Annotated in this window: 20 protein-coding genes; 16 read left to right on the plus strand and 4 right to left on the minus strand. The window is 43.2% G+C overall.

All coding sequences use genetic code 11. The features are described 5' to 3' along the window. Positions 1-37: 37 nt before the first annotated feature. From IB226_RS02450 to IB226_RS02515, 14 genes are all read left to right on the plus strand, one after another. The gene (locus IB226_RS02450; RefSeq protein ID WP_192233385.1) at positions 38-2,248 is read left to right on the plus strand and encodes a phage tailspike protein; all 2,211 of its coding nucleotides are present in this window, start codon (positions 38-40) and stop codon (positions 2,246-2,248) included. 232 nt (positions 2,249-2,480) lie between these two features. Continuing rightward, positions 2,481-3,743: a colanic acid biosynthesis pyruvyl transferase WcaK gene (wcaK, locus tag IB226_RS02455; RefSeq protein WP_192233387.1), complete on the plus strand. Its 1,263-nt coding sequence runs from the start codon at positions 2,481-2,483 to the stop codon at positions 3,741-3,743. 4 nt (positions 3,744-3,747) lie between these two features. Further along, the gene (locus tag IB226_RS02460) at positions 3,748-4,971 is read left to right on the plus strand and encodes a glycosyltransferase (protein WP_192234494.1); all 1,224 of its coding nucleotides are present in this window, start codon (positions 3,748-3,750) and stop codon (positions 4,969-4,971) included. Beyond that, entirely contained in the window at positions 4,968-6,308 is a 1,341-nt protein-coding gene (locus IB226_RS02465) for an MOP flippase family protein (RefSeq protein ID WP_192233389.1), read from the plus strand. Before IB226_RS02460 ends, IB226_RS02465 begins: the two co-directional genes overlap by 4 nt. A 326-nt stretch (positions 6,309-6,634) precedes the next feature. Next, entirely contained in the window at positions 6,635-7,528 is an 894-nt protein-coding gene (gene galF, locus IB226_RS02470) for a UTP--glucose-1-phosphate uridylyltransferase GalF (RefSeq protein WP_101763372.1), read from the plus strand. 48 nt (positions 7,529-7,576) lie between these two features. Then, entirely contained in the window at positions 7,577-8,590 is a 1,014-nt protein-coding gene (galE, locus tag IB226_RS02475; RefSeq protein WP_192233391.1) for a UDP-glucose 4-epimerase GalE, read from the plus strand. Between the two features lie 407 nt (positions 8,591-8,997). Then, a complete protein-coding gene (locus IB226_RS02480; RefSeq protein WP_192233394.1) occupies positions 8,998-9,765 on the plus strand; it encodes an ABC transporter permease in 768 nt (255 codons plus the stop codon). Then, entirely contained in the window at positions 9,765-10,505 is a 741-nt protein-coding gene (locus tag IB226_RS02485) for an ABC transporter ATP-binding protein (RefSeq protein WP_192233396.1), read from the plus strand. Before IB226_RS02480 ends, IB226_RS02485 begins: the two co-directional genes overlap by 1 nt. A 19-nt stretch (positions 10,506-10,524) precedes the next feature. Further along, entirely contained in the window at positions 10,525-11,679 is a 1,155-nt protein-coding gene (gene glf, locus IB226_RS02490) for a UDP-galactopyranose mutase (RefSeq protein ID WP_192234495.1), read from the plus strand. Beyond that, positions 11,676-12,566, plus strand: coding sequence for a glycosyltransferase (locus IB226_RS02495; RefSeq protein ID WP_192233398.1), 891 nt, complete (start codon positions 11,676-11,678; stop codon positions 12,564-12,566). Before glf ends, IB226_RS02495 begins: the two co-directional genes overlap by 4 nt. 7 nt (positions 12,567-12,573) lie before the next feature. Continuing rightward, entirely contained in the window at positions 12,574-13,701 is a 1,128-nt protein-coding gene (locus IB226_RS02500; RefSeq protein ID WP_192233400.1) for a glycosyltransferase family 4 protein, read from the plus strand. 20 nt (positions 13,702-13,721) lie between these two features. Beyond that, a complete protein-coding gene (locus IB226_RS02505) occupies positions 13,722-15,551 on the plus strand; it encodes a DUF4422 domain-containing protein (RefSeq protein ID WP_192233402.1) in 1,830 nt (609 codons plus the stop codon). A gap of 44 nt (positions 15,552-15,595) precedes the next feature. Then, on the plus strand, positions 15,596-16,528 hold the full coding sequence (locus IB226_RS02510; protein ID WP_192233404.1) for a glycosyltransferase: 933 nt from the start codon (positions 15,596-15,598) through the stop codon (positions 16,526-16,528). Then, the gene (locus IB226_RS02515) at positions 16,525-17,430 is read left to right on the plus strand and encodes a polysialyltransferase family glycosyltransferase (RefSeq protein WP_192233406.1); all 906 of its coding nucleotides are present in this window, start codon (positions 16,525-16,527) and stop codon (positions 17,428-17,430) included. Before IB226_RS02510 ends, IB226_RS02515 begins: the two co-directional genes overlap by 4 nt. A 20-nt stretch (positions 17,431-17,450) precedes the next feature. On the opposite strand, the gene IB226_RS02520 is transcribed toward IB226_RS02515, so the two are convergent. Beyond that, the gene (locus tag IB226_RS02520; RefSeq protein WP_192233408.1) at positions 17,451-18,509 is read right to left on the minus strand and encodes a polysaccharide pyruvyl transferase family protein; all 1,059 of its coding nucleotides are present in this window, start codon (positions 18,507-18,509) and stop codon (positions 17,451-17,453) included. A gap of 218 nt (positions 18,510-18,727) precedes the next feature. On the opposite strand from IB226_RS02520, the gene gndA reads away from it, so the two are divergent. Together gndA and IB226_RS02530 are read left to right on the plus strand one after the other, a co-directional pair. Then, positions 18,728-20,140, plus strand: a complete 1,413-nt coding sequence (gndA, locus tag IB226_RS02525; protein WP_192234496.1) for an NADP-dependent phosphogluconate dehydrogenase — start codon at positions 18,728-18,730, stop codon at positions 20,138-20,140. Between the two features lie 244 nt (positions 20,141-20,384). After that, the gene (locus IB226_RS02530) at positions 20,385-21,473 is read left to right on the plus strand and encodes an acyltransferase (protein WP_192233410.1); all 1,089 of its coding nucleotides are present in this window, start codon (positions 20,385-20,387) and stop codon (positions 21,471-21,473) included. 115 nt (positions 21,474-21,588) lie between these two features. Here IB226_RS02530 and IB226_RS02535 read toward each other — a convergent pair whose 3' ends face one another. From IB226_RS02535 to IB226_RS02545, 3 genes are all read right to left on the minus strand, one after another. Continuing rightward, positions 21,589-22,626, minus strand: a complete 1,038-nt coding sequence (locus IB226_RS02535) for an acyltransferase (protein ID WP_192233412.1) — start codon at positions 22,624-22,626, stop codon at positions 21,589-21,591. A gap of 82 nt (positions 22,627-22,708) precedes the next feature. After that, on the minus strand, positions 22,709-23,824 hold the full coding sequence (locus IB226_RS02540; RefSeq protein ID WP_192233414.1) for a succinylglutamate desuccinylase/aspartoacylase family protein: 1,116 nt from the start codon (positions 23,822-23,824) through the stop codon (positions 22,709-22,711). Between the two features lie 112 nt (positions 23,825-23,936). Next, complete coding sequence (locus IB226_RS02545; protein WP_192233416.1) at positions 23,937-24,734, minus strand: ABC transporter substrate-binding protein; 798 nt, start codon at positions 24,732-24,734, stop codon at positions 23,937-23,939. Positions 24,735-24,753: the final 19 nt, after the last annotated feature.

Below are 24,753 nucleotides of genomic sequence, written 5' to 3' on the forward strand. Positions count from 1 at the left end.
GAATCCTTTTTGGCCGCACAACCACGGGAATTGAAGCATGAAAAGAAGAGAAGTCTTGCAGGCCGCAGCCTCCTCGATTGTTACTGCGCTCTCAGTGAGTGCGTTTTCCAGCTACGCCGCAAAAAGTGGTCAGCCAACGTTAAAATCCGTCGATCCCGCCAGCGTACCGGCAGGCGATGTGCCGATTCTGACGCCAGAAAACGTCTATACCATGCCGCCGCAGTTCTGGCAGAACTTCGAGGGCAAACTGTGGATCGGTAAAGCGGGCAGCGATGCCAGCCAGGCCGGCAACCAGATCCCGGTGTTTCTGCGCGATGCCAATGGCAAAGTGTCACAAATCAGCCAGCCGATTGCGCTGAACAAGGGCAACTTCGCCCAGTTCATTCACGACAATGCGGCGTTGATCGCCAATCCCGCGCACTCAATGGTGGTGGAGGACGATCAGGGCCACACGCTGTTCTCCATTAGCGATGTCTCGCGCCCCAATCAAAGCAACTTCAGCCAGCGTCTGGCGCAGCCGAATGGTTACCAACTGATTGGTGAAATCCCATCGGTTGAAGAGCTGCGCAAAACCCGTCCGCTGTTTGCCGGTGCCAAAATCAAGCTGAAAAGCTGGCACGAAGGGCTGGAAGTGGGCGGCGGCGAGTTCGTCGGCACCTTCGGTGATGGCAAAGATGATGGCGGCGTGAATTTCAGCGGCAAGGGTTTCACCTGGCGTCGCGTGGTGGAAGATTTCAACCGCCTGACGCTGTTTGATTTCGGTGCTATTGCCGACGGCAAAACTGACACTGCACCGGCGATCAAAGCCATGTATCAATGGTCGATTGATGCCAGCCAGCAGATTTGCGTGCAATTCCCGGCCGGCACCTTCTTTGTCTCTGAATGTGATTTCGGTGACGAAGGACGTCGCTTCTTCCGCATTTCCGGCGCGATGGTCAACTTCGGTTACTTCCCGGCGACCACGCTGGTTTCCGACGGTCGCTCCGAATTCCTGTTCCAGGTGAATGCGCGCTGGACGGAAATCTCCAACCTGAATTTCAACGGCAACACCGACAAGCGTCCGAACAAACAGGGTTTGTTCCGCAATACCTGTCCGGGCGGCCAGTTCTTCCGTGGCGCCTGCCTGCGCTTCAATCAGGTGGGCGGCGTCTCGCTCAGCCTGCTGGATACGCTGGATTGCAAAATCGATCAGTGGTACGCCAACGCCTGTACCGGCGATGTGATTAAGGCCAGCTGGTCGGGGCAAAAGGCCGGTGCCTGGGATCACAGCACCGCGATTGAGCTCTCCAACTTTAACGCCCAGCACTGTAAAGGCGGCATGGTGTTGAATCTGCCGCGCTGCAGCCAATCCATCATCCATAACGGCTGGATTGAGCACAGCGATTTCCCTGGCGATATCTCGAACGGCCAGTGGATTGTTGATGCGCTGAGCATTGAGGATTGCAAGAACCCGCTCAATGCGCGTAACTCGCGCCTTAATATGCGTCAGACCAATCTGCAGTCGGGCAGCTGGATCGATAACTCGCTGGAAGGCGAACGCTGGCTGAACATCTGGGAAATGGGCTCGACGCGCGTCGAATCTTACGGCGTCGCCATCGATGGCAGTCTGAAATACAACTACATCACCTCGCGCTTCCGCCTGACCAACAACAGCGATCAGCAAACCTGGTTTGAACTCGGCAACTTCTACTCGCCAACGGTGGGCGATAGCTGGGAGATCGAGGTATTTGGTCAGTCACAGTTTAATAACGGCACCGCCAATCAGCCGCTGATGGATGTTATCGACGGTAAAGGCACCGGCGGTCGCGCGGTGATTCATCTGCAGCGCAAGAAAAACAAAGCGGAAGCCAGCTGGTCAGCGGAAGGTAGCTCGCCGGTAGTGGACGTACGTTTCGAACCACGCAGCGATACCGACACCAAAGTGTTCGTGAAGTTAGCGGGCTGGACGCCGACCACCGCTGTGCTGATCAAAAGCACCGCCAAGGATCGCTTCCTGACCGGTCGCTGCGCGCGCGTCGACGCCGTGATGGACAAAGGCGCGCCGGGCAGCGCAGCGCAACAGGCCCCGCAGCGTTTTAGCCTGCACAACGGCAAAGCCGGCATCGGCGGCAACGAGCAGGGCGATCTGCTACTGGCCTCGCGTGCGCTGAAGCCGGAACAGGTGGATACGCGCGAACCCAAAGGTTTCATCTCGGTGGTGATCAATGGCGAGCAGGTGGCTATGCCGTATTTCGCCGTGAAGTCATAACGCACACCGATCGTAGCGGCGCAATGTATTGCGCAATGCCAATTTCAGGTACACGCGATAAATCGCGCCGCAACGGAATGTGCATAGTTTGTAAGCAGTACTGAATAGAAATGCAATTAGCACCACTTTTTTGGGGTTTACTCCCATTGCAGTCCTTTGAATCAGAGTTCACTTTGCCAGTGCAGCTATTGGCGGCTTGTAAAAATTACAAAAATTTTTCCGGAGTTTTTTTATGAAGATTTTATTGGTAGGAAACCATACCTGTGGAAATCGTGGGGATGGCGCGATTTTACGTGGGCTGATTGATTCACTCAAATCCGCGCGCGCGGATTTGGATATCGATGTGATCAGCCGTTATCCAACAAGCTCTGGCTATTTACTGCAGCAGGATATCCAGCAGGATTCCCTGTTCCTGCACAACAGCAAGTCGGGCAAAGGGTTAGTGGGCAGCCTGAAACGCAAGGTGGCAAACCGCTTGATGCCGGACATCATGATGGCGCACCTTGGCAAAGGCGGCGTGTACAAATCCTTCTCGGTGCCACCGCATCTGGCGGCGTTCACCCAAAGCCTTGCGCAGTACGACGCGATTATTCAGGTTGGCGGCTCGTTCTTCGTCGATCTCTACGGCGTGACCCAATTCGACCACGCGCTTTGTGCGCTGATGGCGAAAAAGCCGCTGCATATGGTCGGTCACTCGGTCGGTCCGTTCGAGAACCCGCGCGTTAATGCGCTGGCAAACTTTGTCTTCGACCGCGTTGACAGCCTGGTGCTGCGCGAAGAGGTGAGCTACGACCGCCTGAAGCAGGATGGCGTGACCACCAGCAAAGTGAAGAAGGGCGTTGATACCGCGTTCCTGGTTGAAGCGCGTGAAGTGGCCAATCCTAGCCATAACCTGCTGCACTGGCAGGCGATTATCAGCGTACGCAAAACCATTGCGATTACCGTGCGTGAACTGGCGCCGTTCGACAAACGTCTTGGCGTAACACAGAAAGAGTATGAAGCTGCCTTTGGCCGCGTGATCAACGCGATGATTGCCGAAGGTTATCAGGTGGTTGCCTTCTCTACCTGTACTGGTATTGATAGCTACGCCAAAGACGACCGCATGGTGGCGCTGACGTTGCGCGATCATGTCGAGCATCCCGAGCATTACCATGTCATCATGGACGAGTTCAACGACCTCGAACTCGGCATCCTCCTCAGCCATTGTCATCTGACCATTGGTACCCGCCTGCACTCCGCCATCATCTCCATGAACTTTGGTACGCCAGCCGTGGCCATCAACTACGAGCACAAGTCGCTCGGCGTGATGAAACAGCTTGGCCTGCCGCAGATGGCCACCGATGTGCAGAGCCTGATGGACGGTTCGCTCATCGATAAAGTGCAGACGGTGCTGGCCGACTACGACAACGTGAAACACAAAGTTGATACCGCGGTGGCGCAGGAGCGTGAGATTGGTAACCGCATTACAGCAGAAATTCTCAACGTCCTGGGGTGAAGTGATGAAGCTGACCTTTTTCACCATGCGTTTTCCTGTTGCCTCTGAGACCTTTGTGCTCAATCAGGTGACGCATTTCATCGATGCAGGCTACGACGTGGAGATTATCTCCGTGTTTCCGGGCGATATGATTAATCGCCACGCCGCGTTCGATGACTACAATTTGGCAGCGAAAACCCACTATTTACTGCCGGAAGAGAAAGTATCCAACCTCGATAAGCTGACGCAGCGTATCGGGTTGATACTGCCGAAAATCACCAAAGGTGCACTGCTGAAGTCGCTGAATGTGCGTCGCTACGGCGCACAGGCCAGCAAACTGCTGCTGCCGGCGATTGTCGCCAACACTAAGCAGCCTTACACCGCCGATGTGTTTCTGGTGCACTTCGGCTATGCCGGCGCACTGGCTAACAAGCTGCGCGAACTCGGCGTGCTGAAAGGCAAGCAGGCGACGGTGTTCCACGGCGCGGATATTTCGCGTCGTCACATCCTGGAAGAGCACAAGCTCGACTACGTCAACCTGTTCAAACAGAGCGAACTGATGCTGCCTATCAGCCACCTGTGGGAGAACAAGCTGATTGAGATGGGTTGTCCGCGTGCCAAGGTGCATGTCACGCGTATGGGCATCGAGCCGGAGAAGTTTAACTTCCGTCCGCGCGAGGCGTTCCATCAACCGTTGCGCATCGTCTCAGTCGCGCGTCTGACCGAGAAGAAAGGGTTGGATGTGGCGGTGAAAGCCAGCGAAATCCTGCGCAATAACGGCGGCCAGTTCCAGTTCACCATCATTGGTAACGGCGAACAGGATGGCATGATGCGCGAGCACATCGCGCGCGCTGGATTGCAGGATTACGTCACCATGCCGGGCTTCAAGCCGCAGGATGAGATTCGTCAGGCGCTGAACGAGGCGGACATCTTCCTGCTGCCGTCTAAAACCGCCGCAGATGGCGATATGGAAGGCATTCCGGTGGCGCTGATGGAAGCGATGGCGGTTGGCTTGCCGGTGGTGTCAACCTATCACAGCGGCATTCCTGAACTGATTGAGAACAACGTCAGCGGATGGCTGGTGGCCGAAAACGATCCTGACGAGCTGGCAGCGACGTTGCTGCGCCTGTCGCGTGGCGACGTGGATGTGGCACCGGTGGTCGCCGCTGCGCGGCAGAAAGTCGAAACTGAGTTCAATCAGCACATCGCTTACGGTGAGCTGGCGAAAATTCTGGAGCGCATGGTGTGAGCGGATTAAAAAAACAGGCCGTTTGGCTGTTTGGTAGTACCTGTTTTGCCGCATTGCTTCAGGTGTTACAGCTCGCCGTTCTGGCGCGCAAACTGGAAACGCACGAGCTGGGTTTACTGGCGATCATCAATGCGATTCTGGCGGTGGCGACCGTGCTGCAGGATATGGGCATGAGCAGCTATATCGTGCATCGCCAGGATATTAATCGCCGCGAGCAGAGCACTATTTACTGGGTGAACGTGTCGCTCAGTTTCTGCACCGGCTTGATTATGCTGGCGATTGCCTATCCGGTGGCATGGTTCTATCACTTGCCGGAGCTGGTGAGCCTGATCATGCTCACCAGCCTCAACTTCCTGGTGCTGGGACATCTGTCGCAGTATCAGGCGCACTATGTGAAAACCAAACGCATGGTAACGCTGGCGAAGATTGAGATGGCCACCAAGCTGTTTGCGTTCCTGTGTACCGTCGCGATGCTGTATTACACCTCGCTTACCGTGGCGGCGGCGATTCTTGGTCTGTTCATCAACGCCTTCACGCGCATTCTCTGCATGATCTACTTCGGCGAGAAATCGTGGCGACCGACCTGGGAGTTCGACGGCAAAACCTTCGTCAGCGCCGTACGTTATGGCGTGTATCAGCTTGGTTCGCAGACCATCAATCAGCTGCGTACCCAGGCCGATGCGCTGATCGTCGGTAAAGTGATGGGTGCGGAGATGCTGGGGATTTACTCGCTGGCAAAAGAGCTCATTCTGCAACCGCTGAAGCTGGTTTCGCCGGTGATTAACCGCCTGGCATTGCCGCGCTTCGCTGAGAAGCAGCACGATCCAGAGCAGCTGAAAAAGCTGTTCCTGAAAGGCACCTTCGTCATCATGCTGTTCAGTAGCGCGATGTATCTGGCGATTGGCATTCTTTCCCCGGTCATTGTGCGCGTGCTGTACGGCGCTTCGCATGAGCAGGTTTACCATCTGATCCCGCTGATGCTGCTGTTTGGCATGCTGCGTCCGATGGGCGGCTTAACCGGCGCGATTTCGCAGGCCAACGGCCGCACCAATGTTGAGTTCTACTGGAACATTGTGGCGAGCCTGGTGGTGGTTGCGGTGCTGGCGACGACCTACATCTGGCCGAACGTGCTGTATGTGGCGCTGACGCTGTCGATCTCGCAGGTGCTGATTTCGGCCTTTGCCCATCCGTTCTTCATCAAGCCGGTGATTGGCATCCGCTTTATGCCGTATGCACGTCAGTGGGTTTCGGTGTCGGTGGTGTTTGTTGCGCTGATGATGCTGGTAAACCACTTCAACCTGTTCGTGATGCCGGAATGGTTTGAGGGCTGGCTGTAGACATCAACATCCAACCCGCGTGATGAATCGCGCCGCTACAGATGACTCAATGTTTACACGGTCCGTAGCGGCGCCATTTATGGCGCATTATCAACTCAGCTTTCAGTCAATCTCTGGTCTCGTCATCTCAAATCCTTTCACGATTTTTCAGCGGTTTAGCGCATCGGTTCCTCATTGGCATTTCGGCGTTTTTACCGGCCAAATTGGCGAATTTTGATGGTGTGACAGAGAGTTAGTGCCGGTTTTTCAGATAAAGATTATACTTGCTCGACCGGCCGATCCTGCATAATCGACCCCACGTATTCACTTCATGAAATGGAATAAATATGACCAAGCTTAAAGCAGTAATCCCCGTTGCGGGTCTCGGTATGCATATGCTTCCTGCGACGAAAGCCATTCCGAAAGAGATGCTGCCAATTGTCGACAAACCAATGATTCAATACATTGTTGACGAATGCGTCGCGGCTGGCATCAAGGAGATTGTGCTGGTCACCCATGCTTCCAAAAATGCAGTGGAAAACCACTTCGATACCACTTACGAGCTGGAAGCGCTGCTTGAAGCGCGCGTTAAACGTCAGCTGCTGAGCGAAGTGCAGTCAATCTGTCCGCCGGGCGTGACCATCATGAACGTGCGTCAGGCCAACCCGTTAGGCTTGGGCCACTCTGTGCTGTGCGCGCGTCCAATGATTGGCGACAACCCATTTGTGGTGGTGCTGCCAGACGTGCTGCTGGATGACTCCACCGCTGACCACCTGCGTTATAACCTTGCCTCAATGGTTGCGCGTTTCGAAGACACCGGCCACAGCCAGGTGCTGGCGAAACACATGCCGGGCGAAGATCTTACTGAATATGGCGTGCTGACTACCGAAGAGCCGATTGATAACCCAGGCGATATCAGCACCATCACCAGCTTTGTTGAGAAGCCAGAAGCGGGTTCTACCGACTCTGACCTGACTGCAGTTGGCCGTTATGTGCTCTCTGCGGATATCTGGGAAGAGCTGGAGCGCACTGAGCCGGGCGCATGGGGCCGCATTCAGCTGACCGATGCTATCGCCTCTCTGAGCAAGAAGAAGCCAGTTGATGTGCAGCTGCTGACCGGTACCAGCTACGACTGCGGTCGTAAACTCGGTTATATGCAGGCATTCGTCTCTTACGGCTTGCGTAACAACGATCAGGGCCGCGATTTCCGCGAATCTATTCAGAAAATCCTGGCGAAATAAGCTTTCTCATTCTCTACCGCGCCTCTAGCGCGGTTTAAAGGAGTACACATGGCTATTTTGGTAACGGGCGGAGCGGGATACATCGGCTCCCATACGGTGCTGGCGCTGTTAGAGCGCGGCGACGACGTTGTGGTCCTGGATAACCTTTGCAATGCTTCCCGCGAAGCCATCAACCGCGTGGAAAAGCTCTCAGGCAAAAAAGCGGTGTTCGTCGAAGGCGATATCCGCGATCGCGCCTGCCTGCGTGACCTGTTTGCCACTAACGATATCAGCGCTGTGATTCACTTCGCCGCACTGAAAGCCGTTGGTGAGTCCACGCGCATGCCGCTGGAATACTACGAAAACAACGTGGCTGGCACCGTGGTGCTGCTGGAAGAGATGCGCGCTGCTGGCGTGTGGAACTTCATCTTCAGCTCATCTGCGACCGTTTATGGCGCCGATGCACCGGTTCCTTACGTGGAAACCACGCCAATCGGCGGCACCACCAGCCCGTACGGCACTTCGAAGCTGATGATCGAATTCGTGATGCGCGATTTCGCTAAAGCCGATCCGAATTTCAAAGCCATCGCACTGCGCTACTTCAACCCGGTTGGCGCGCATGAGTCTGGCGAAATTGGTGAAGATCCAACCGGCATTCCTAATAACCTGCTGCCGTACATCGCGCAGGTGGCGATTGGCCGTCTGGAGAAGCTGGGCGTGTTTGGCGATGATTACGACACGCCGGATGGCACCGCACAGCGCGACTACATTCACGTTGTCGACCTGGCAGAAGGGCACCTAAAAGCGCTGGACCACTTAGCCAAAGTTGAAGGCTACAAAGCTTATAACCTCGGTGGCGGCGTAGGCTTCTCCGTGCTGGAGATGATCAAGGCGTTTGAGAAAGCGTCCGGTAAGCCGATTCCGTTCGAGTTTAAGCCACGCCGTGACGGCGATCTGCCAGCGTTCTGGGCCGATGCCACGCTGGCGAATAACGAACTGGACTGGCGCGTGACGCGCGGGATCGATGCCATGATGCGTGATACGTGGAACTGGCAGAGTAAGAATCCGGATGGTTTCAGCTAACTAGCTGAGGGAAATGCAAAAGCCTGTCCTTGTGACGGGCTTTTTGTTTTTGTCGGATTTGTCTAATCTTTAGGCAAATCACTAAGGGGGTAGCTTTCGCAATAAGGCTTAAGATGTTAGGATTCATGCTGCTTAATTTTTTGAGAATCAAAAGAGTGGATTATATAGTTAATAGAGTTATTAGCTATTATCTATAAATTTTTTTTAAAAACAGGTTAGTATTCATTTGAATTTTCTCATATTCACACTTCGGATGAAGAACTAATTAGCTATGGTTTGAGAGCGAAGGGTAATAGCAAGCTGGTAGCTGTGAGCCAGGGGCGGTAGCTTTCTCCTTCAATGAAGAGCGAAAGGTGTACTAAATGTATGTCAAGCGTTCATTTTAAAGGCAATTTAGAGCAAGATATATGAAGTATAATGTTGGCTATCTATTTGATTTAATAACAGTTATTACTGAGAAAGAGTTAAAGGTACGTTATAAAAGTAGTTTTCTTGGATATCTTTGGTCAATAGCAAATCCACTTTTATTCGCGATGATTTACTACTTCATTTTCAAGCTAGTGATGAGAGTGCAAATACCCAATTATACAGTTTTTCTAATTACCGGATTATTTCCTTGGCAATGGTTCGCAAGCTCAGCTAATAATTCATTGTTTTCATTCATCGCAAATGCTCAAATAATAAAGAAAACAGTCTTTCCACGGTCAGTAATCCCATTCAGTAATGTATTGATGGAGTTCCTTCATTTTCTCTGTACCATTCCAGTTATAGTAGTATTTCTTTACATCTATGATATGCGACCTGCAATTTCATGGTTGTGGGGTATTCCATTAATTGGTTTTGGTCAAATGATGCTCACGTATGGCCTTGCTCTAATGTTATCAACATTAAATCTTTTCTTTAGAGATTTAGAAAGGTTCATTAGCTTAGGTATTATGCTGATGTTTTACTGCACACCAATTTTATATTCTGTAGATCTGATCCCAGAAGCATATAGATGGATAATTGGTTCTAACCCATTGTCTCTAATGATTACTTCATGGAGAGAGTTATTTATGCATGGGACAATCAATTATATTACGGTTGGACATATCTATTTATCTGCGTTAATAATGATGATCGCTGGTATATGGGTATTCAATAAATTAAAATTCCGTTTTGCTGAGATTTTGTAATGTCTGTAGCCATTGAATTTAAAAATGTAACTAAAAGGTATCCTTTATATCACCATATTGGTTCGGGGATAAAAGAGCTTATCTTTAACCCTAAACGTGCGCTCACGATGCTTTCAGGTAGATCATATCTTGCAATAGAGGATATCTCTTTTCAAGTAATGAAAGGGGAATCGGTAGCTTTAATAGGCCGGAATGGTGCTGGTAAAAGTACGTCTTTATCATTAGTTGCAGGTGTAATAAAGCCGAGTGAGGGTAGTGTTCATGTTAATGGACGAGTCGCATCTATGCTCGAACTTGGTGGTGGATTTCATCCAGAATTAACTGGTCGTGAAAATATAAAATTAAATGCAACTTTATTAGGGCTGCGACGTAAAGAATTAAACTCAAGAATTGATGATATCATTGAGTTTTCAGAGTTAGGGGAATTTATCGATGAGCCAATACGAGTCTATTCCAGTGGTATGTTGGCTAAACTTGGGTTTTCAGTTATTACGCAAGTTGACCCAGACATATTAATAATTGATGAGGTTCTGGCTGTTGGTGATATAAGTTTTCAAAAAAAATGTATAAACACGATTAACGCCTTCAAAAAGAAAGGGGTAACCATTCTTTTTGTTAGCCATAGTATGAACGATATTGCAAAAGTGTGTAATAAAGTTATTTGGATAGAAAACCATAAGGTTAAGAAAATCGGTAATAGTAAAGAAGTTATTGCAGAATACAAAGAGTTTATGCAGTGATTTCGCAGAGGAATGAATGATGAATAGTAAGAATATTTTAGTTGTTGGAGCCGGTTTTTCTGGTGCCATTATTGCGCGTCAATTAGCCGAGAATGGTTATAAAATAAGGGTTATTGATTCACGAAACCACATAGCAGGTAACTGTTACAGTGAAAGGGATAAGAGAAGTGGAGTAATGGTCCATACTTATGGCCCACATATTTTTCACACTGATAACGAAGAGGTGTGGGAATATTTGAACCAGCACGCTGAAATGATGCCTTATGTTAACCGTGTGAAAGCCACTACTAAAGAAAGGGTGTATTCTTTACCTATTAATCTTCACACAATAAATCAATTCTTCAATAAAACGCTTTCGCCGGATGAAGCTAAAAAATTCATTCTTGAAAAAGGGCAAGCAGATATTGTCAATCCCGAAACATTTGAAGAACAAGCCCTTAAGTTCGTTGGGAAAGAGCTTTATGAGGCTTTTTTTAAAACATACACCATTAAACAATGGGGGTTAAATCCATCTGAATTGCCTGCATCAATTTTGAAGCGACTTCCTATTCGTTTTAATTATGATGATAATTATTTCAATCATAAATATCAGGGAATGCCGAAAGATGGTTATACTCCAATAGTTGAAAGTATTTTAAACCATATAAATATAGAAACGAGCTTGAATGTAGTTTTTGATAAAAATGAAATCGAGGCCTACGACCATATTTTCTACAGTGGACCATTAGATGCATTTTATGAGCATCAGTTCGGGCGCCTGGGGTACCGAACATTAGACTTTGAAAAGTTTCATTATAGCGGAGACTACCAAGGCTGTGCAGTGATGAATTATTGTGATGAAAAAGAAGAATATACAAGAATAACCGAACATAAGTATTTCGCTCCGTGGGAAACACACACAGAATCAGTCTGTTATAAAGAATTTAGCCGAAGTTGTACCGAAAAAGACATTCCATATTATCCTATCCGACAAGTAGGCGAAATGGAAATGCTTTATAAATATCTGGAATTAGCTGAGAAAGAAAACAAAATTACTTTTGTTGGGCGCTTAGGAACATATCGTTATTTGGATATGGATGTAACCATCAGTGAGGCGCTTAAAACATCTAGAGTTTTCTTAGAGTGTTGCGAAACCAAAAATAAAATGCCGGCGTTTACGGTTTCAGTAAGATGAACTTGACTGCTTTAATTGTTACTTACAATAGATTGGACAAGCTTAAAAAAACTTATGAGGCAACGTTAAAGTTGCCTTTTAAACATATTGTTATAGTTAATAATAATTCTACTGATACTACTAAAGATTGGTTAAACCTATTAATAAACAACCGTTTAACTATTGTGCACAGAGATACGAACGATGGTGGTTCTGGCGGCTTTAGATTTGGGGCTGAGTTTATTGCTAACAATATCACCACAGATTGGGTGGTATTTTATGATGATGATGCCTACCCTCAGGATAACTTCATAGAAAAGTTTAAAGCTATCGAGCCTAATCAAAATACTATTTATTGTTCGAAAGTTATAAATACTTCAGAAGAAGTATGTAAAATGAATTTACCTTGGAAAAAGAGAACATTAACAATTATTGAAAATATTACTTATCTTCGTAATAATGAAAATTTCATTGCAGACGAAAATGAAATTGATGAAGTTATAACATTTTCATTTGTTGGTTGTATTATTTCTAATAAAATGCTTATTCAAAATTATGAATTCATAAAAAATGAATTGTTCATATATTACGATGATGTTTACTTTTCTCATTATTTATACCGATGCGGTTATAAGATATTTTATAGACCTGAGCTTATCTTTATTCATGATGTGGGGAGTTTAAATAATTGGAATGGGCAAGAATGGAAAGTGTATTACCTTTCAAGAAACATGTTTCTATGCAAAATACTTTACAACTATGATTTCTTCTCTTTTTCTGGGAAAGTTTTGCGTCTGGCAAAATATTTTTTCGATGGTTTCCGTAATAAAAATAAGAAGAAATATTTTGTTTTTTTTGCGAGAGGTGTAATGGACGGCCTAAAAAAAATTAGTGGTATCCGCCACTAGCGGTGCAATGATGAAAAAGAAGATATGTTTTTTTATTAACTCAGGTTGGTATTTTGAACTTCATTGGTTAGATAGAGCAAAACTTTTTTTAGATGATTATGAAATACATGTACTAGCTCATTTTACTCAAAGTGAAAAATTAAAGCTTGAAAGTATGGGGTTTACTTGCCATGAAACTTGTATGAGTGAACGAACATTAAATCCATTTCTCGCTATATTAGATTTTTATAGAATAATTAAAATATTAAAAAAAATTAAACCAAGTTTAATACATGCCGTTACGATTAAGCCTATAATGATTGCAGGTGTTTACTCTAGAGTGCTAAAAATCCCATTCATAGCGAGTTTTGTTGGGCTTGGAAGAGTTTTCATGAACTCGAGCGCACTTTATAAAGTATTAAATTTCATTGTATGTTGTTCATATGCTTTTATTTTTAAGAATGAAAAAAGCAAACTCACATTTGAACATAATCAAGATCTTGAAATACTTAGTTCTAAAATAACAGTAATGCCTGATCAATGTGTTGTTATTGATGGTGTTGGTGTTGATTTGAATGAGTACAGCTTTAGTATTGAGAATTTTAATAATCCACCAATAGTACTATTTGCAGGAAGGTTATTAAAATCAAAGGGGTTGGAGGTCCTTGTTGATATTAATAAAGAACTAACTTTGAAAGGGAATGGGTTTATATTAAATGTTGCTGGGATTCAAATAAGTGACGATAGAGATGCTATTTCTAATGATTTGATATTGAAATGGCACGATAGTGGTTTGATAAATTGGCTTGGTCAAAGAAATGATATCCCATCTTTGATTGATGAGTGTAATATTATCGCTCTTCCATCTATATATTTTGAGGGCGTGCCTCGCTTTTTGATTGAAGGCGCCGCCAAAGGTAGAGCATGTATAGCATTTGATAGTGGTGGATGTAGCAGCATCATTAAAAATGAAGTAAATGGGTATTTAGTCGATAAGGGTAACAAGGACGAGTTCAAAACAAAACTTATAGCATTACTTTCATGCCGAAAATTACGTAATGTAATGGGTAACGAAGGTAGAAAAATTGTAGAGCAGCGCTTTAGCCTGCAGCAGGTTTATATTAAAACCAAAAACCTATACCGTGAAATTATTTGAACAAAATTTAGAGGTTGAATGTGTCATCTTCTCCTAATATAAAAATATATGTGTGTCATCACAAAACATCACCTTACATCAAGAATGAATGTATTGTTCCAATTCAGGTTGGTCGTAAGTTATCGAAAAATTCACTAGATTATTGTATTGGAGATGATACTGGAATTAATATCTCTGAAAAAAACAAATCGTGGTGTGAGTTGACGGCAATTTACTGGGCATGGAAAAATGATGATGCAGATTATTATGGCTTGATGCATTATAGAAGATATTTGTCTTTTAAATCACATCATGATTATACAGTTATTAATAAACTTGATGAAGACATTGTCATTGAGCATAAACTTGATCCTGAAAGCATTAAGAATATCTGTGCTGAACAGGACATAATCACTGGACCTGTTTGGAATGTGCATCCTGTTGGTTTACCGTGGAAAATAATGTCTAATTATGAGCAGTATTCATTAGATCATTACAAGAAAGATTTAGATATAGTTATCGAAATTGTTAAAGAAAAATATCCTAAATACTACTTGGCACTATTAGAATCATTGTATTCTACATCATGTTTCTTTGCTAACGTTGCCATTATGAAACGGGAGTATTTTCATGAGTATTGCACATTCCTGTTTGGTGTTCTTGAAGAAGCTGAATTAAAAATTGATATCTCAGAATATGATTCTTACCAATCAAGAATCTGGGGGTTTATAGCGGAAAGAATGATAAATGCATATGTATTATATGCACGTAGAGCTTATGAAAACATTAGAGTTAGTACTGCGGGGTTAATGTATCTCGCAGAATCTCCGATTATTAATAATCAAGAAGTCTTAAATTTAATAAACCATAAAAAGATAGAAAATAAAATATTGCTCAATGAAGATATCCACATTTGTATGTCTTTTGACGATCGGTATTATGCACACGCAAGTGCTGCAATCGAATCAATTTTGGATAATGCTCACCCTAAGCAAAAGATTATTTTTAATCTTTTATGTGACGAGAATCTCACAGAAACTAAAAGAAATTTATTGCTCAATGGATTAAAACCTAATATTAAAATAAACTTTATTGAAATTAATCCATCGTTATTTTCTTCATTACCACTAAATAGATCATATATTTCATTAAATACTTATTATAGGTTAGTCATACATAAAGTTCTTCCGGATGTGCATAAAGTTATATACATGGATTCTGACATGATTTGTGTAGATGATATAGCAAAACTATGGACAGAGAATCTAGACGGGAAATGCATTGGAGCCTCATTAGATGAAGGTGGAGTATTACAATCTAGACGCCTCCTTTTAGGTGCAGATAATAATTACTTTAATGCCGGTATGATAGTCTTTGACCTTAATGTAATTAGAGAAAAATATGATGATGTTTTCAATGAATACATGATCAATTTTTATATTAATAATCGTGAGATTAGTTTACAAGATCAGGATATCTTGAATATAACTTTTAAAGACGAAACAAAAATTTTACCTTTAAAATGGAACGTCAACAGCCGGATGTTTACAGCCAATGATTTAGAGCGTAAGTACAATATACAGCAAGAGGCCGAAACATTGCAGGATATAGGTATTCTGCACTTTACCGACAGACGTAAACCTTGGACATTAACCTGTGTTCATCCTTTAAGAGACCTGTATTGGGGCTACCGTAAAAGAAATCCCCATGCTCCAATGAGTAAACAAGATAAATTTATTGAAAGGTATGCAGGCAAAATTACTTATCGCATCAGTGGCGGATTCATTCTTGTGAAAGTGTTCGGATTGAACATGAAGCTCAATAAATCTTTGGTTGCTAAAGTTCTTCGTGCTTTAAAAATAAATTTCTAGTGAAAAAAAATGCGGCGCTCAACGCGCCGCTTTGAGTTCATAATATGACATCTAATAAGCATGCATTGATAACATTTATTACTGTGAGTCGTTCAGGGATTGAACAATTGAATAAAACAATAAATTCTCTCATTGCTCAATCTTCTGATGATTGGAACCAAGTCATTCTGTGTGCTGAGGTTTTTTTTGATCAAACTCAAGAGTTACTAAAAAATAGTCACCTTGAATATCTTGATAAAATTAAAATCATATCTGTTGATTTTAATAATGGTTTTGCATCTGCTATCAATGTAGGAATTAGAGCAACAGAGAGCATATATATCCAGATAATGGAAGCAGATGATGTAATTAGTGAAGGTTTTGTTAGCGAAATAAGAGATAGACAATTAGTTGATTGTGATAGCATTTTCTATTGTAATTTATTACTTAGATATGAAACTACCGTAATGAAGCGGCCTTTTGAATTAGGGAAGAGTGAACATCCTGCAAATAACAAATTACTAAATACTGTAGGATTTATTTTAGAACCTTCAACTTTTATGATGCCATTTTTGTTTTCTAGGAAATTAATAAAAAAAATAGGGCTTTTAAGAGAAGAGGGTAGTTTATTCCCATTGTGGGACCATATCATCAGTCTGAGCCAATATGGCGTATATCATAAATTAGATAATGTTAATTATTACATTACCATTAACAAAAATAGAGAAAATATCCGAATTCCAAAAGTAAAGGCGGCCGATCTATTGAACTTTAAATATCAATGCTTATCGAAGCTCCAATTTAACATCATTGCAGATAATAACGTGTCAGCAATTCAAACTCAGTGCGTTATTTATATGAACTCATGCAGAAAATATGAATCATACCATTTGATACTTAAGCCTAAATACAATTTGACTTTCATTTCTTTTTTTAGCAAGCTTGCAAAACTTTTCGCTCTGATGAATAAACGAATTTTCAAGTTAGGTGCTAAATGAAAAAACGATTATTTATATCAACTGGATTCTATTCTTCACTATTAGCTTCTGTTCTTGCTGAGTCTTCTTGCGGTGAAATCTATGAAAATCACCTTTTAATTACAATCGATCGACAGAATATTGAATCAAATAAAATTTGGGCTTTCAGATTACACCATTGGGAAAGTATCGATTTTGTAGGGCATGAGCAGTACTATAATGAAAAAATAGATTATCATCATAACATACCATTTTTTGATGAGGTATTTTCACCTTTTCCAGAAATGCTACTTACTGTTACTTCGGCATTTCCTGCAGACAGACATTTTTTCTATGAAGAAGGTTTGACGAGCTATTATCAATTCCTAAATAAGCAATATTTACCGGAAGCTAAATTTTTCTGCCTCCATCCTTTTATTTATAACGACTTTCATGATTTGATTTCAATACCAATATCAATTGAAAAAGTTAGAGACAAACTTCAGTGTCTTGTTCGTTGTTATATTCCTCCCAGTCTGGAAGGTACAAACAACGTTGTGATAATTGGACATGGTGGTTTTCCTGATGAAAATAGTAACAGAATAATCAGGGATGAGTATATTGATATAATTAAGAGGAAATCAAAGCAAGGCTATAATGTTGTATTATTAGCTCATACAAGATACCCTATCGATGATGAACTCTTAAATAGGCTTAAATACGATTTATCTATAAACTTTAACTTTATTTACTCTGATGCACCAATATCTGATCTTTTTCTAATTAAAAATTCGCATAAAATAAAATATATTGCTGGGATATATTCTACACTATTAGTTAATAGTAAAGTTATCTGCGGAATTAACACCTTTATTTTTGACTCCGCTGCTCTATCCGAAAGGCAACGAGCACTTTTTGAAGTGCAATCCTGCTTACTTAAGTAAGCAGGTTATAATAGCTAAAACTACCATCTATAGTTATTAGATGCAGATTTTGCAAGAACCGCTGTTAAGTTTTTCCAGCGTCTTATCCCTGCCCATTTCAGTGCTATATATAATTTTATTTTGAATTTTTTATCATTTTCAGATGATACTGGGCGAGGTAGTTTATATTCTTCTGCGATAGCATCTATTTTAGGTGTGTTTGAAGGAAAGAAAACAGTCGGTGTGCCGGTGCACATAGCACCAATAGTGTAATGATATCGGCCAGAGATCAAAATCTTTGAATATTTTATTATAGAAATCCACTCTTCAAAACTAGTTGCGCCATACATTTCTATTGTCGGCATATACTTCTTCAAGCTTTCATATACTATGGGCTCTTCGTGGTGTATTCCTTCTTTCTTAGAACCAGCCAAATAAATATATCTATGGTTGGGATATAGTTTAAGAATCAACTTCGCGATCATCTCAGAACGATGGTGCTTATAGTTTACTGCACCAGAAATGCAGATGTAATTCTCATTAATAACTCTTGCTACTGATTTTTCAATTTCTTTTGCCGCGAGGGGTAAGCTATCAAAGGCTAACTCACATGGCATCCCTAAATTTTCTTTAATAGTGTTAACACTACGTTTTTCTCTAGCCGCGATGTAGTCACAGCACTGATAAGCCTTTCTATAGAAATCAAGGGTATCTTTATCATCGGTGCTTGGAAAACAGCTATGGTTAATTAAATAAATATTTTTTCCAAAATATTCTTTACCAGCATAAATAAGATACAAAAGTGCTTTGGGATAACCTGAGAAATGATGGATTGTTCCTTCACCATTAACAACTATCCTATCACAATTTTGCATTTTCTCAGAAAGCTCAGGAAATCGTGAAATAAAGTTTTCTTTGCCTCCAAATTCTGATACATGATTTGGATACCAAGCTAGATTGTGCACATCATAAACTGGAATTGTATCGACGATTTTAAGTTGTTGGTTAGTTAACTGAGTTTTCAAAGCATGAGATGTACCATAACATCCCCAGTGATAGACGTCTTCTGTATCATTTATCAATAGAACTCGATTAGTCATAGTCGAATTTCCTTACAAAAAGTGGATGGTTTGTACATTACTTACTCGCTTAGAGGTAAGCATTATCTTGTTACAAGCTTGTTCGGTGAGTTTATCATCTAAGATTATTCCACAGCATCATTTTCTACCTCTAGCGGTCTTTGATGAGTTAACATGAATCACACATTACTAATCGTATGTGCTTTATACATACACGCCCTCAAAGACAGGAGTTTATGATGTCCAAACAACAGATTGGTGTAGTCGGAATGGCAGTTATGGGCCGCAACTTGGCGCTTAACATTGAGAGCCGCGGTTACACTGTTTCCATCTTCAACCGTTCGCGTGAAAAGACTGATGAAGTCATCACTGAGAACCAAGGTAAGAAACTCGCCCCTTTTTATACTGTTGAAAAATTTGTTGAATCGCTGGAAAAACCACGTCGTATTCTGCTGATGGTGCAAGCAGGTGAAGCTACTGATAAAACTATCGCTTCCCTAACTCCTCATCTGGATAAGGGAGATATCCTTATCGATGGCGGTAACACCTTCTATAAAGATACGATCCGTCGTAACAAAGAGCTTTCTGACCAGGGCTTCAACTTCATCGGTACCGGCGTTTCCGGTGGTGAAGAGGGCGCACTGAAAGGCCCTTCAATCATGCCTGGCGGCCAGAAAGAAGCGTACGAACTGGTTGCTCCAATCCTTGATAAGATCGCTGCGCGCGCTGAAGACGGCGAAGCTTGCGTTGCATACATCGGTCCTAATGGTGCTGGCCACTATGTAAAGATGGTTCATAATGGCATTGAATATGGAGACATGCAGTTAATTGCTGAAGCCTATGCGTTGCTAAAAGGTGCACTGGGCTTGAACAACGAAGAGCTGGCTGAAACCTTTACTGAATGGAACAACGGTGAGTTGAGCAGCTATTTGATCGACATCACTAAAGATATTTTCACTAAAAAAGATGAAGACGGTAAATATCTGGTTGATGTGATTCTGGATGAAGCAGCTAATAAAGGTACCGGTAAATGGACTAGCCAGAGCTCTTTGGATCTGGGCGAGCCACTGTCACTGATCACTGAGTCTGTGTTTGCCCGTTATTTGTCTTCTCTGAAAACTCAGCGTGTTGCAGCTTCCAAAGTTCTAAGCGGTCCACAGGCGAAAGCATTCACTGGTGATAAAGCTGAGTTCATAGAAAAAGTCCGCCGTGCATTGTATCTGGGCAAAATCGTTTCATATGCTCAGGGCTTCTCGCAGCTGCGTGCAGCATCTGAAGAAAACAACTGGGATCTGCATTACGGTGAGATCGCTAAGATCTTCCGTGCTGGTTGCATCATCCGTGCTCAGTTCCTGCAGAAAATCACCGATGCATATGCTAATGATGCTGACATAGCCAACCTGCTGTTAGATCCTTACTTCAAGAATATCGCTGATGAGTACCAGCAGGCACTGCGTGATGTAGTGTCTTACGCTATTCAAAACGGTATCCCAACTCCGACCTTCTCTGCTGCGATTGCTTATTATGACAGCTACCGCTCAGAAGTTCTGCCAGCTAACCTGATTCAGGCTCAGCGTGACTACTTCGGTGCACATACTTATAAGCGAATCGACAAAGAAGGTGTATTCCATACTGAGTGGCTCGAAGCATAATTTATTAACCCGGCTATGCCGGGTTTTTTCTTTAATATGGCTTTTAAAAAACATATCAATTACCTCATGAAATAATAGAAAAATCACTTTATATTTAGGTTTCTGAAGTATGTTTAAAACGTTTATTTTTCGATGTTAATAATGCGCAACATTTTTTTATGAATATCTTATGTGAAAATATTTCACCTTTAAGTTGCTCATTCAAAATGATTTTTAGTAATCATGCCAAATAAGGCCTTTCTCAATGGGTTACATCAAAGGAATTAATGGTCTCCGCGCTTTTGCTGTCGCATTGGTGATTTTCCAACATTATATTATTTCATATTTTTACAGATCGGATTCATCACTGGGATCAATCGGAGTGACTGTTTTTTTTGTTATTAGTGGTTTTTTGATAACAGGAATTTTAATTCAAGAAAAAGAGGATGTTACTCGTTCTATATGGGATAAGTTGATAAAGTTTTATTCCCGAAGAATATTAAGAATCTTTCCCATTTACTATTTGGTTTTAAGTGTGGGGTTTTTGTCAGGGATTTACTGGTTTTCTGAAATTAATAAATTGTGGCATATATTCTATGCTACTAATATTTATATTTTTTTGACTGGACAGGGTACTGGATATACATCGCACTTTTGGTCGCTTGATGTTGAAGAACAGTTTTATATTATCTGGCCAGCGTTGGTTCTGCTAACGCCTAATAAACATCTTGTTGAGCTTTTTGTTGTGTCAATACTTTTGGCTGCTGTTAGCCTAACGTTGAGACCTTTATTTGGATATAATGATTTATCAGCTTATGCTCTTCCATTTTCTCATTTCGACTCACTTGGTTCTGGAGCTCTTTTATCCGTATTTGTTAAGAAAAAAAACCAGGATAATCTTTTAAAGATTAAGCCTTACATGATTATTAGTGGGGTAATATTTACTCTTTCCATTTGTATTATAAGAGATTTAAAGAGTGATGCTCCAGGTGTTGAGTCTGCATTGGTTTTAATGAATGCAATGACCATAATCACTACTTGTTTAACAATTATTTATATATCTCTTAATCAAGAGTCTAATTTGGTAAAATTTCTGGAAATAAAATTTATTTCTGGAATTGGAGTGATTAGTTATGGACTATATCTCTATCATCTCTTGGTTCCCGAGTTGTTTACAAGCACTTCCTTTTCGCCAAAAGACACACCAAGTTGGATAAACGTAATTATATATTTTTTTACAAGTATATGCATCTCTATTCTTTCTTGGTTAATGCTAGAAAGAAAAATTCTAAAACACAAAAAAGGATTTGAAAAATTTGTCAGAATTTCATTACTTAGAAAACGTCAGATTTAAAAATTGGTTGTGTCTATTGTAACTGGCGAACTGAGATTGGTTTTCAATCAACCTCAGTTATGATGATATTACGTAAAATGAAACTTGACCATCATTGACGCTCTCATTTATATCTTCATGATTTTTTAAATGGTTTCTCTAAAAATCTATAGGTTAGCTCTGCAAAAACAAACATCAATATGACTTGTGTAATAACCCGATATAATGCCGGTATTTGATGTCCTTGTGAAAATTGGAAGACCATAAACCAAACTGGAATGTGACAGCAGAAAAGAGAAAATGAACGGTCTCCAATATAATAAATCACTTTATTTATCCTGTCAGGAAAGCTTGTAAAAAAATTTATTTCCATAACAGCCAGTAAAACACAAATTGAAGAAAGAAATGAAGCGCAACTAAAACGAAAAGTCCAGACGTGAGATAGTGCTGCGGGAATTACAGCTAAAGAAATAATAAGTGTTAAAGAGATTATTATTTTATGCAATTTATTTATTTTGAATTCTTCATTAGCAAGTTTATTCAAATCAAAAGATTTTACTAAATAGTAAAGCAGTGCGCCATAAAGCATAGGATCAAATCTAAACATCCAGGCAGGGCCGCCAAAAGGACGATAGAAAGTCATCATTAGACACAAAACTACAGATATTAATATAGTTTTTTTTCTGCCAAGCATTAAAAATAAGAGCGGGTAAACTATGAAAAATTGCATTTCCAAAGATAATGCCCACATGTATCCAAAGTTACCTTCTGTGCCTATCTCTTCAAAATTACGCAACCATACTATTGATGAGAAAAATTTTTCAATCATCAAATTATAAGGTAACCATAAATCCGAATTTCTTGTAATGATTGAAAAAATTAAGGGGATAAAAATCCAAAAATAAACGGGAGGAGATAATCTTTTTAATTTTTTGATATATAACTTAAGTAAATAAACTATCTTATCAGACTTGGAAGTGATATCTTTAGTTTTTTCTAAAGTATGAGAAAGGAAAAAACCAGCAATCACAAAAAAAAGCTCAACGCCACTATCCGTGTTAGAAAAACTCCTCAATATGCCATATGTATGATTATCAGGAAGGATAATGGCTAAATGCAAAAAAATGACAAAAAATATGGCAAAAAATCTTAGCGCTTGAATGTCTTTAAACATACGTGTACCAACAGTTCGAGTTCAGAAAGTGATCGTTATTTTACGAAAAAAAAACATTTTTAATACTTAATTGTTAATTTAATTACCCAACCAACAACTCCCCCCGTCTCCCAGCATTCTCCCCAGCCAACCGCACCACCAACATCCCCGCCGTCACAAACTTGGTCAAATTCCTCGCATACAACACGCCACCAAACTCAGCCACCAGCGGCATCACCTGGTCAGTAATCGGATCAACAACCTCCGCCACCACTTCTCCAGCCTTAATCCACTCGCCCAAATTACGTCGATAAAACACCAATCCAGATTGCGCCGCATGGATATACTCACATCCCGCCAGCGCCGTCGCCGGATGAATCAGGGCAGGGGATTCACCCACTTGACCGGCAATATATCCGCCCTCAATCAGTGCATTGATTATCGCGTCGGCATCTTTCTCCGCCATCTCAGGCGATACATCCGCCACACCGCGCAGTTCCAGCGTCACCGGCAGCAAGCCGCGCGGCATCGGATACTCATCACCAAAACGCTCTGCCAATGTTAGCCACGGTTCACAGCAAGCCTCATCAAACGGTTCACCGCCAGATATCTGCGCCAACAACTGCACTTCACTGCCTAACCAACGCGCCAAAGGTTCAATGTCCGGCCACGCGTGCGGCGTGGTGTAGAGGTGCGGCAGCGCATCCCAGTCACAATGCAGATCAATCATCAAATCGGCCTGGCTCGCCATACGCATCAGCGTAAAGCGCTGGGCATCCAGTTCGGTGCGAGCAATGCGGTCACGATAATGGCGATCAATCGCTTCCCTGATCAGGCGTTTGTTTTCGTATTCACTTTGCGTCAGTGAGCCAGCGAGTTCCTCAACCAAGGCTTCACCCAATGCCGGGAAGCGGCGGTTAAAGTCTTGTCCTGATAACGTATGGAAACGCCCGAGATGGCTACCGTGCCAGTGTTGTCCCATGGCTAAAGGATTCGCCACCGGCACCAATGTGATTTTGGATTTGAGTTGTCCGGCAGATTCCAGCGCCAGCAGTTTCTGTTTCAAGTACCACGCCACCGCCATGCCCGGCAGTTCATCGCCGTGCAGCGCAGCCTGAATGTAGACGCGTTGCTGTGAATCCGTACCGAAGTGGAAGCTAACAATTTCGCGTTGCGTTCCCAGCGAGGCGCTTAATAGAGGATGATGTTGTTGTTGCATAACGCTATCGATGTCCTTTATTCGTGGCACGCTTTCAGCGACGCCAGATGCATTTTCTGATGGAATTATAGTGCTGAGTGCAAAAAGGGCGGCAAAAAAGCCGCCCAAAAGATTACTGCTGGATGGAGATGTCCGTCGCGAAGTACTGTTTCTGAATTTTATCGAAAGTGCCGTTCTTCTTCAGTTCGGCAAACGCGTTATCCAGTGCGGTTTTCAGTTCGGTGTCGCCTTTACGCAGACCAATCGCGGTGCCCGGACCGATAATCGGATCCTGTACAATCGGGCCGGCCAGTTCGAAATCTTTGCCCTGCGGATGTTTCAGGAAGCCATTGGCGGCTTGAGCGGCATCTGTAAACACCACGTCAAGTCGACCCGAAATCAGGTCGCTTTCTACCTGCGCCTGATCGCCATAAGGCACAACCTGCACGCCATGCGGCTGCCATTTGGCCAACGCATAACGCTCCTGCACGGTGCCTTGTTCAACGCCCACGGTTTTGCCTTTCAGCGATTCAGCAGTTGGCAGCAAGCCAGATCCTTTACGCGCAATCAGCTGCGTATGGGTGTCGTAGAGCGGCACGGTGAAATCAATCTGCTTCAAACGTTCTTCGGTGATGCCCATATCCGACAAGATGGCGTCGAACTTACGCACTTTCAGCGCCGGGATCATGCCATCGAACTGGCTCTCCACCCACACGCATTTTGCCTGCATCTGCTGGCACAGCGCATTGCCGAGATCGATATCAAAACCGACCAGTTTGCCCTGTGGCGTTTTGGATTCGAAAGGAGGATAGGTGGGATCCACTGCGAAACGCACCTGATCAATTTTTGCCTGTGCGCCAAATGCGCAACCTGCCAGCACAGCCAGCGCCAGCGTGTGACGCAGGCGGGCGGTTAAACGAGAACTTGCCATAATATCGGTCTTCTTTGGA

It is taken from the genome of Pantoea sp. PNT03 (assembly GCF_014852515.1).
In the GTDB taxonomy this organism is placed as follows: Bacteria; Pseudomonadota; Gammaproteobacteria; order Enterobacterales; family Enterobacteriaceae; genus Pantoea; species Pantoea leporis.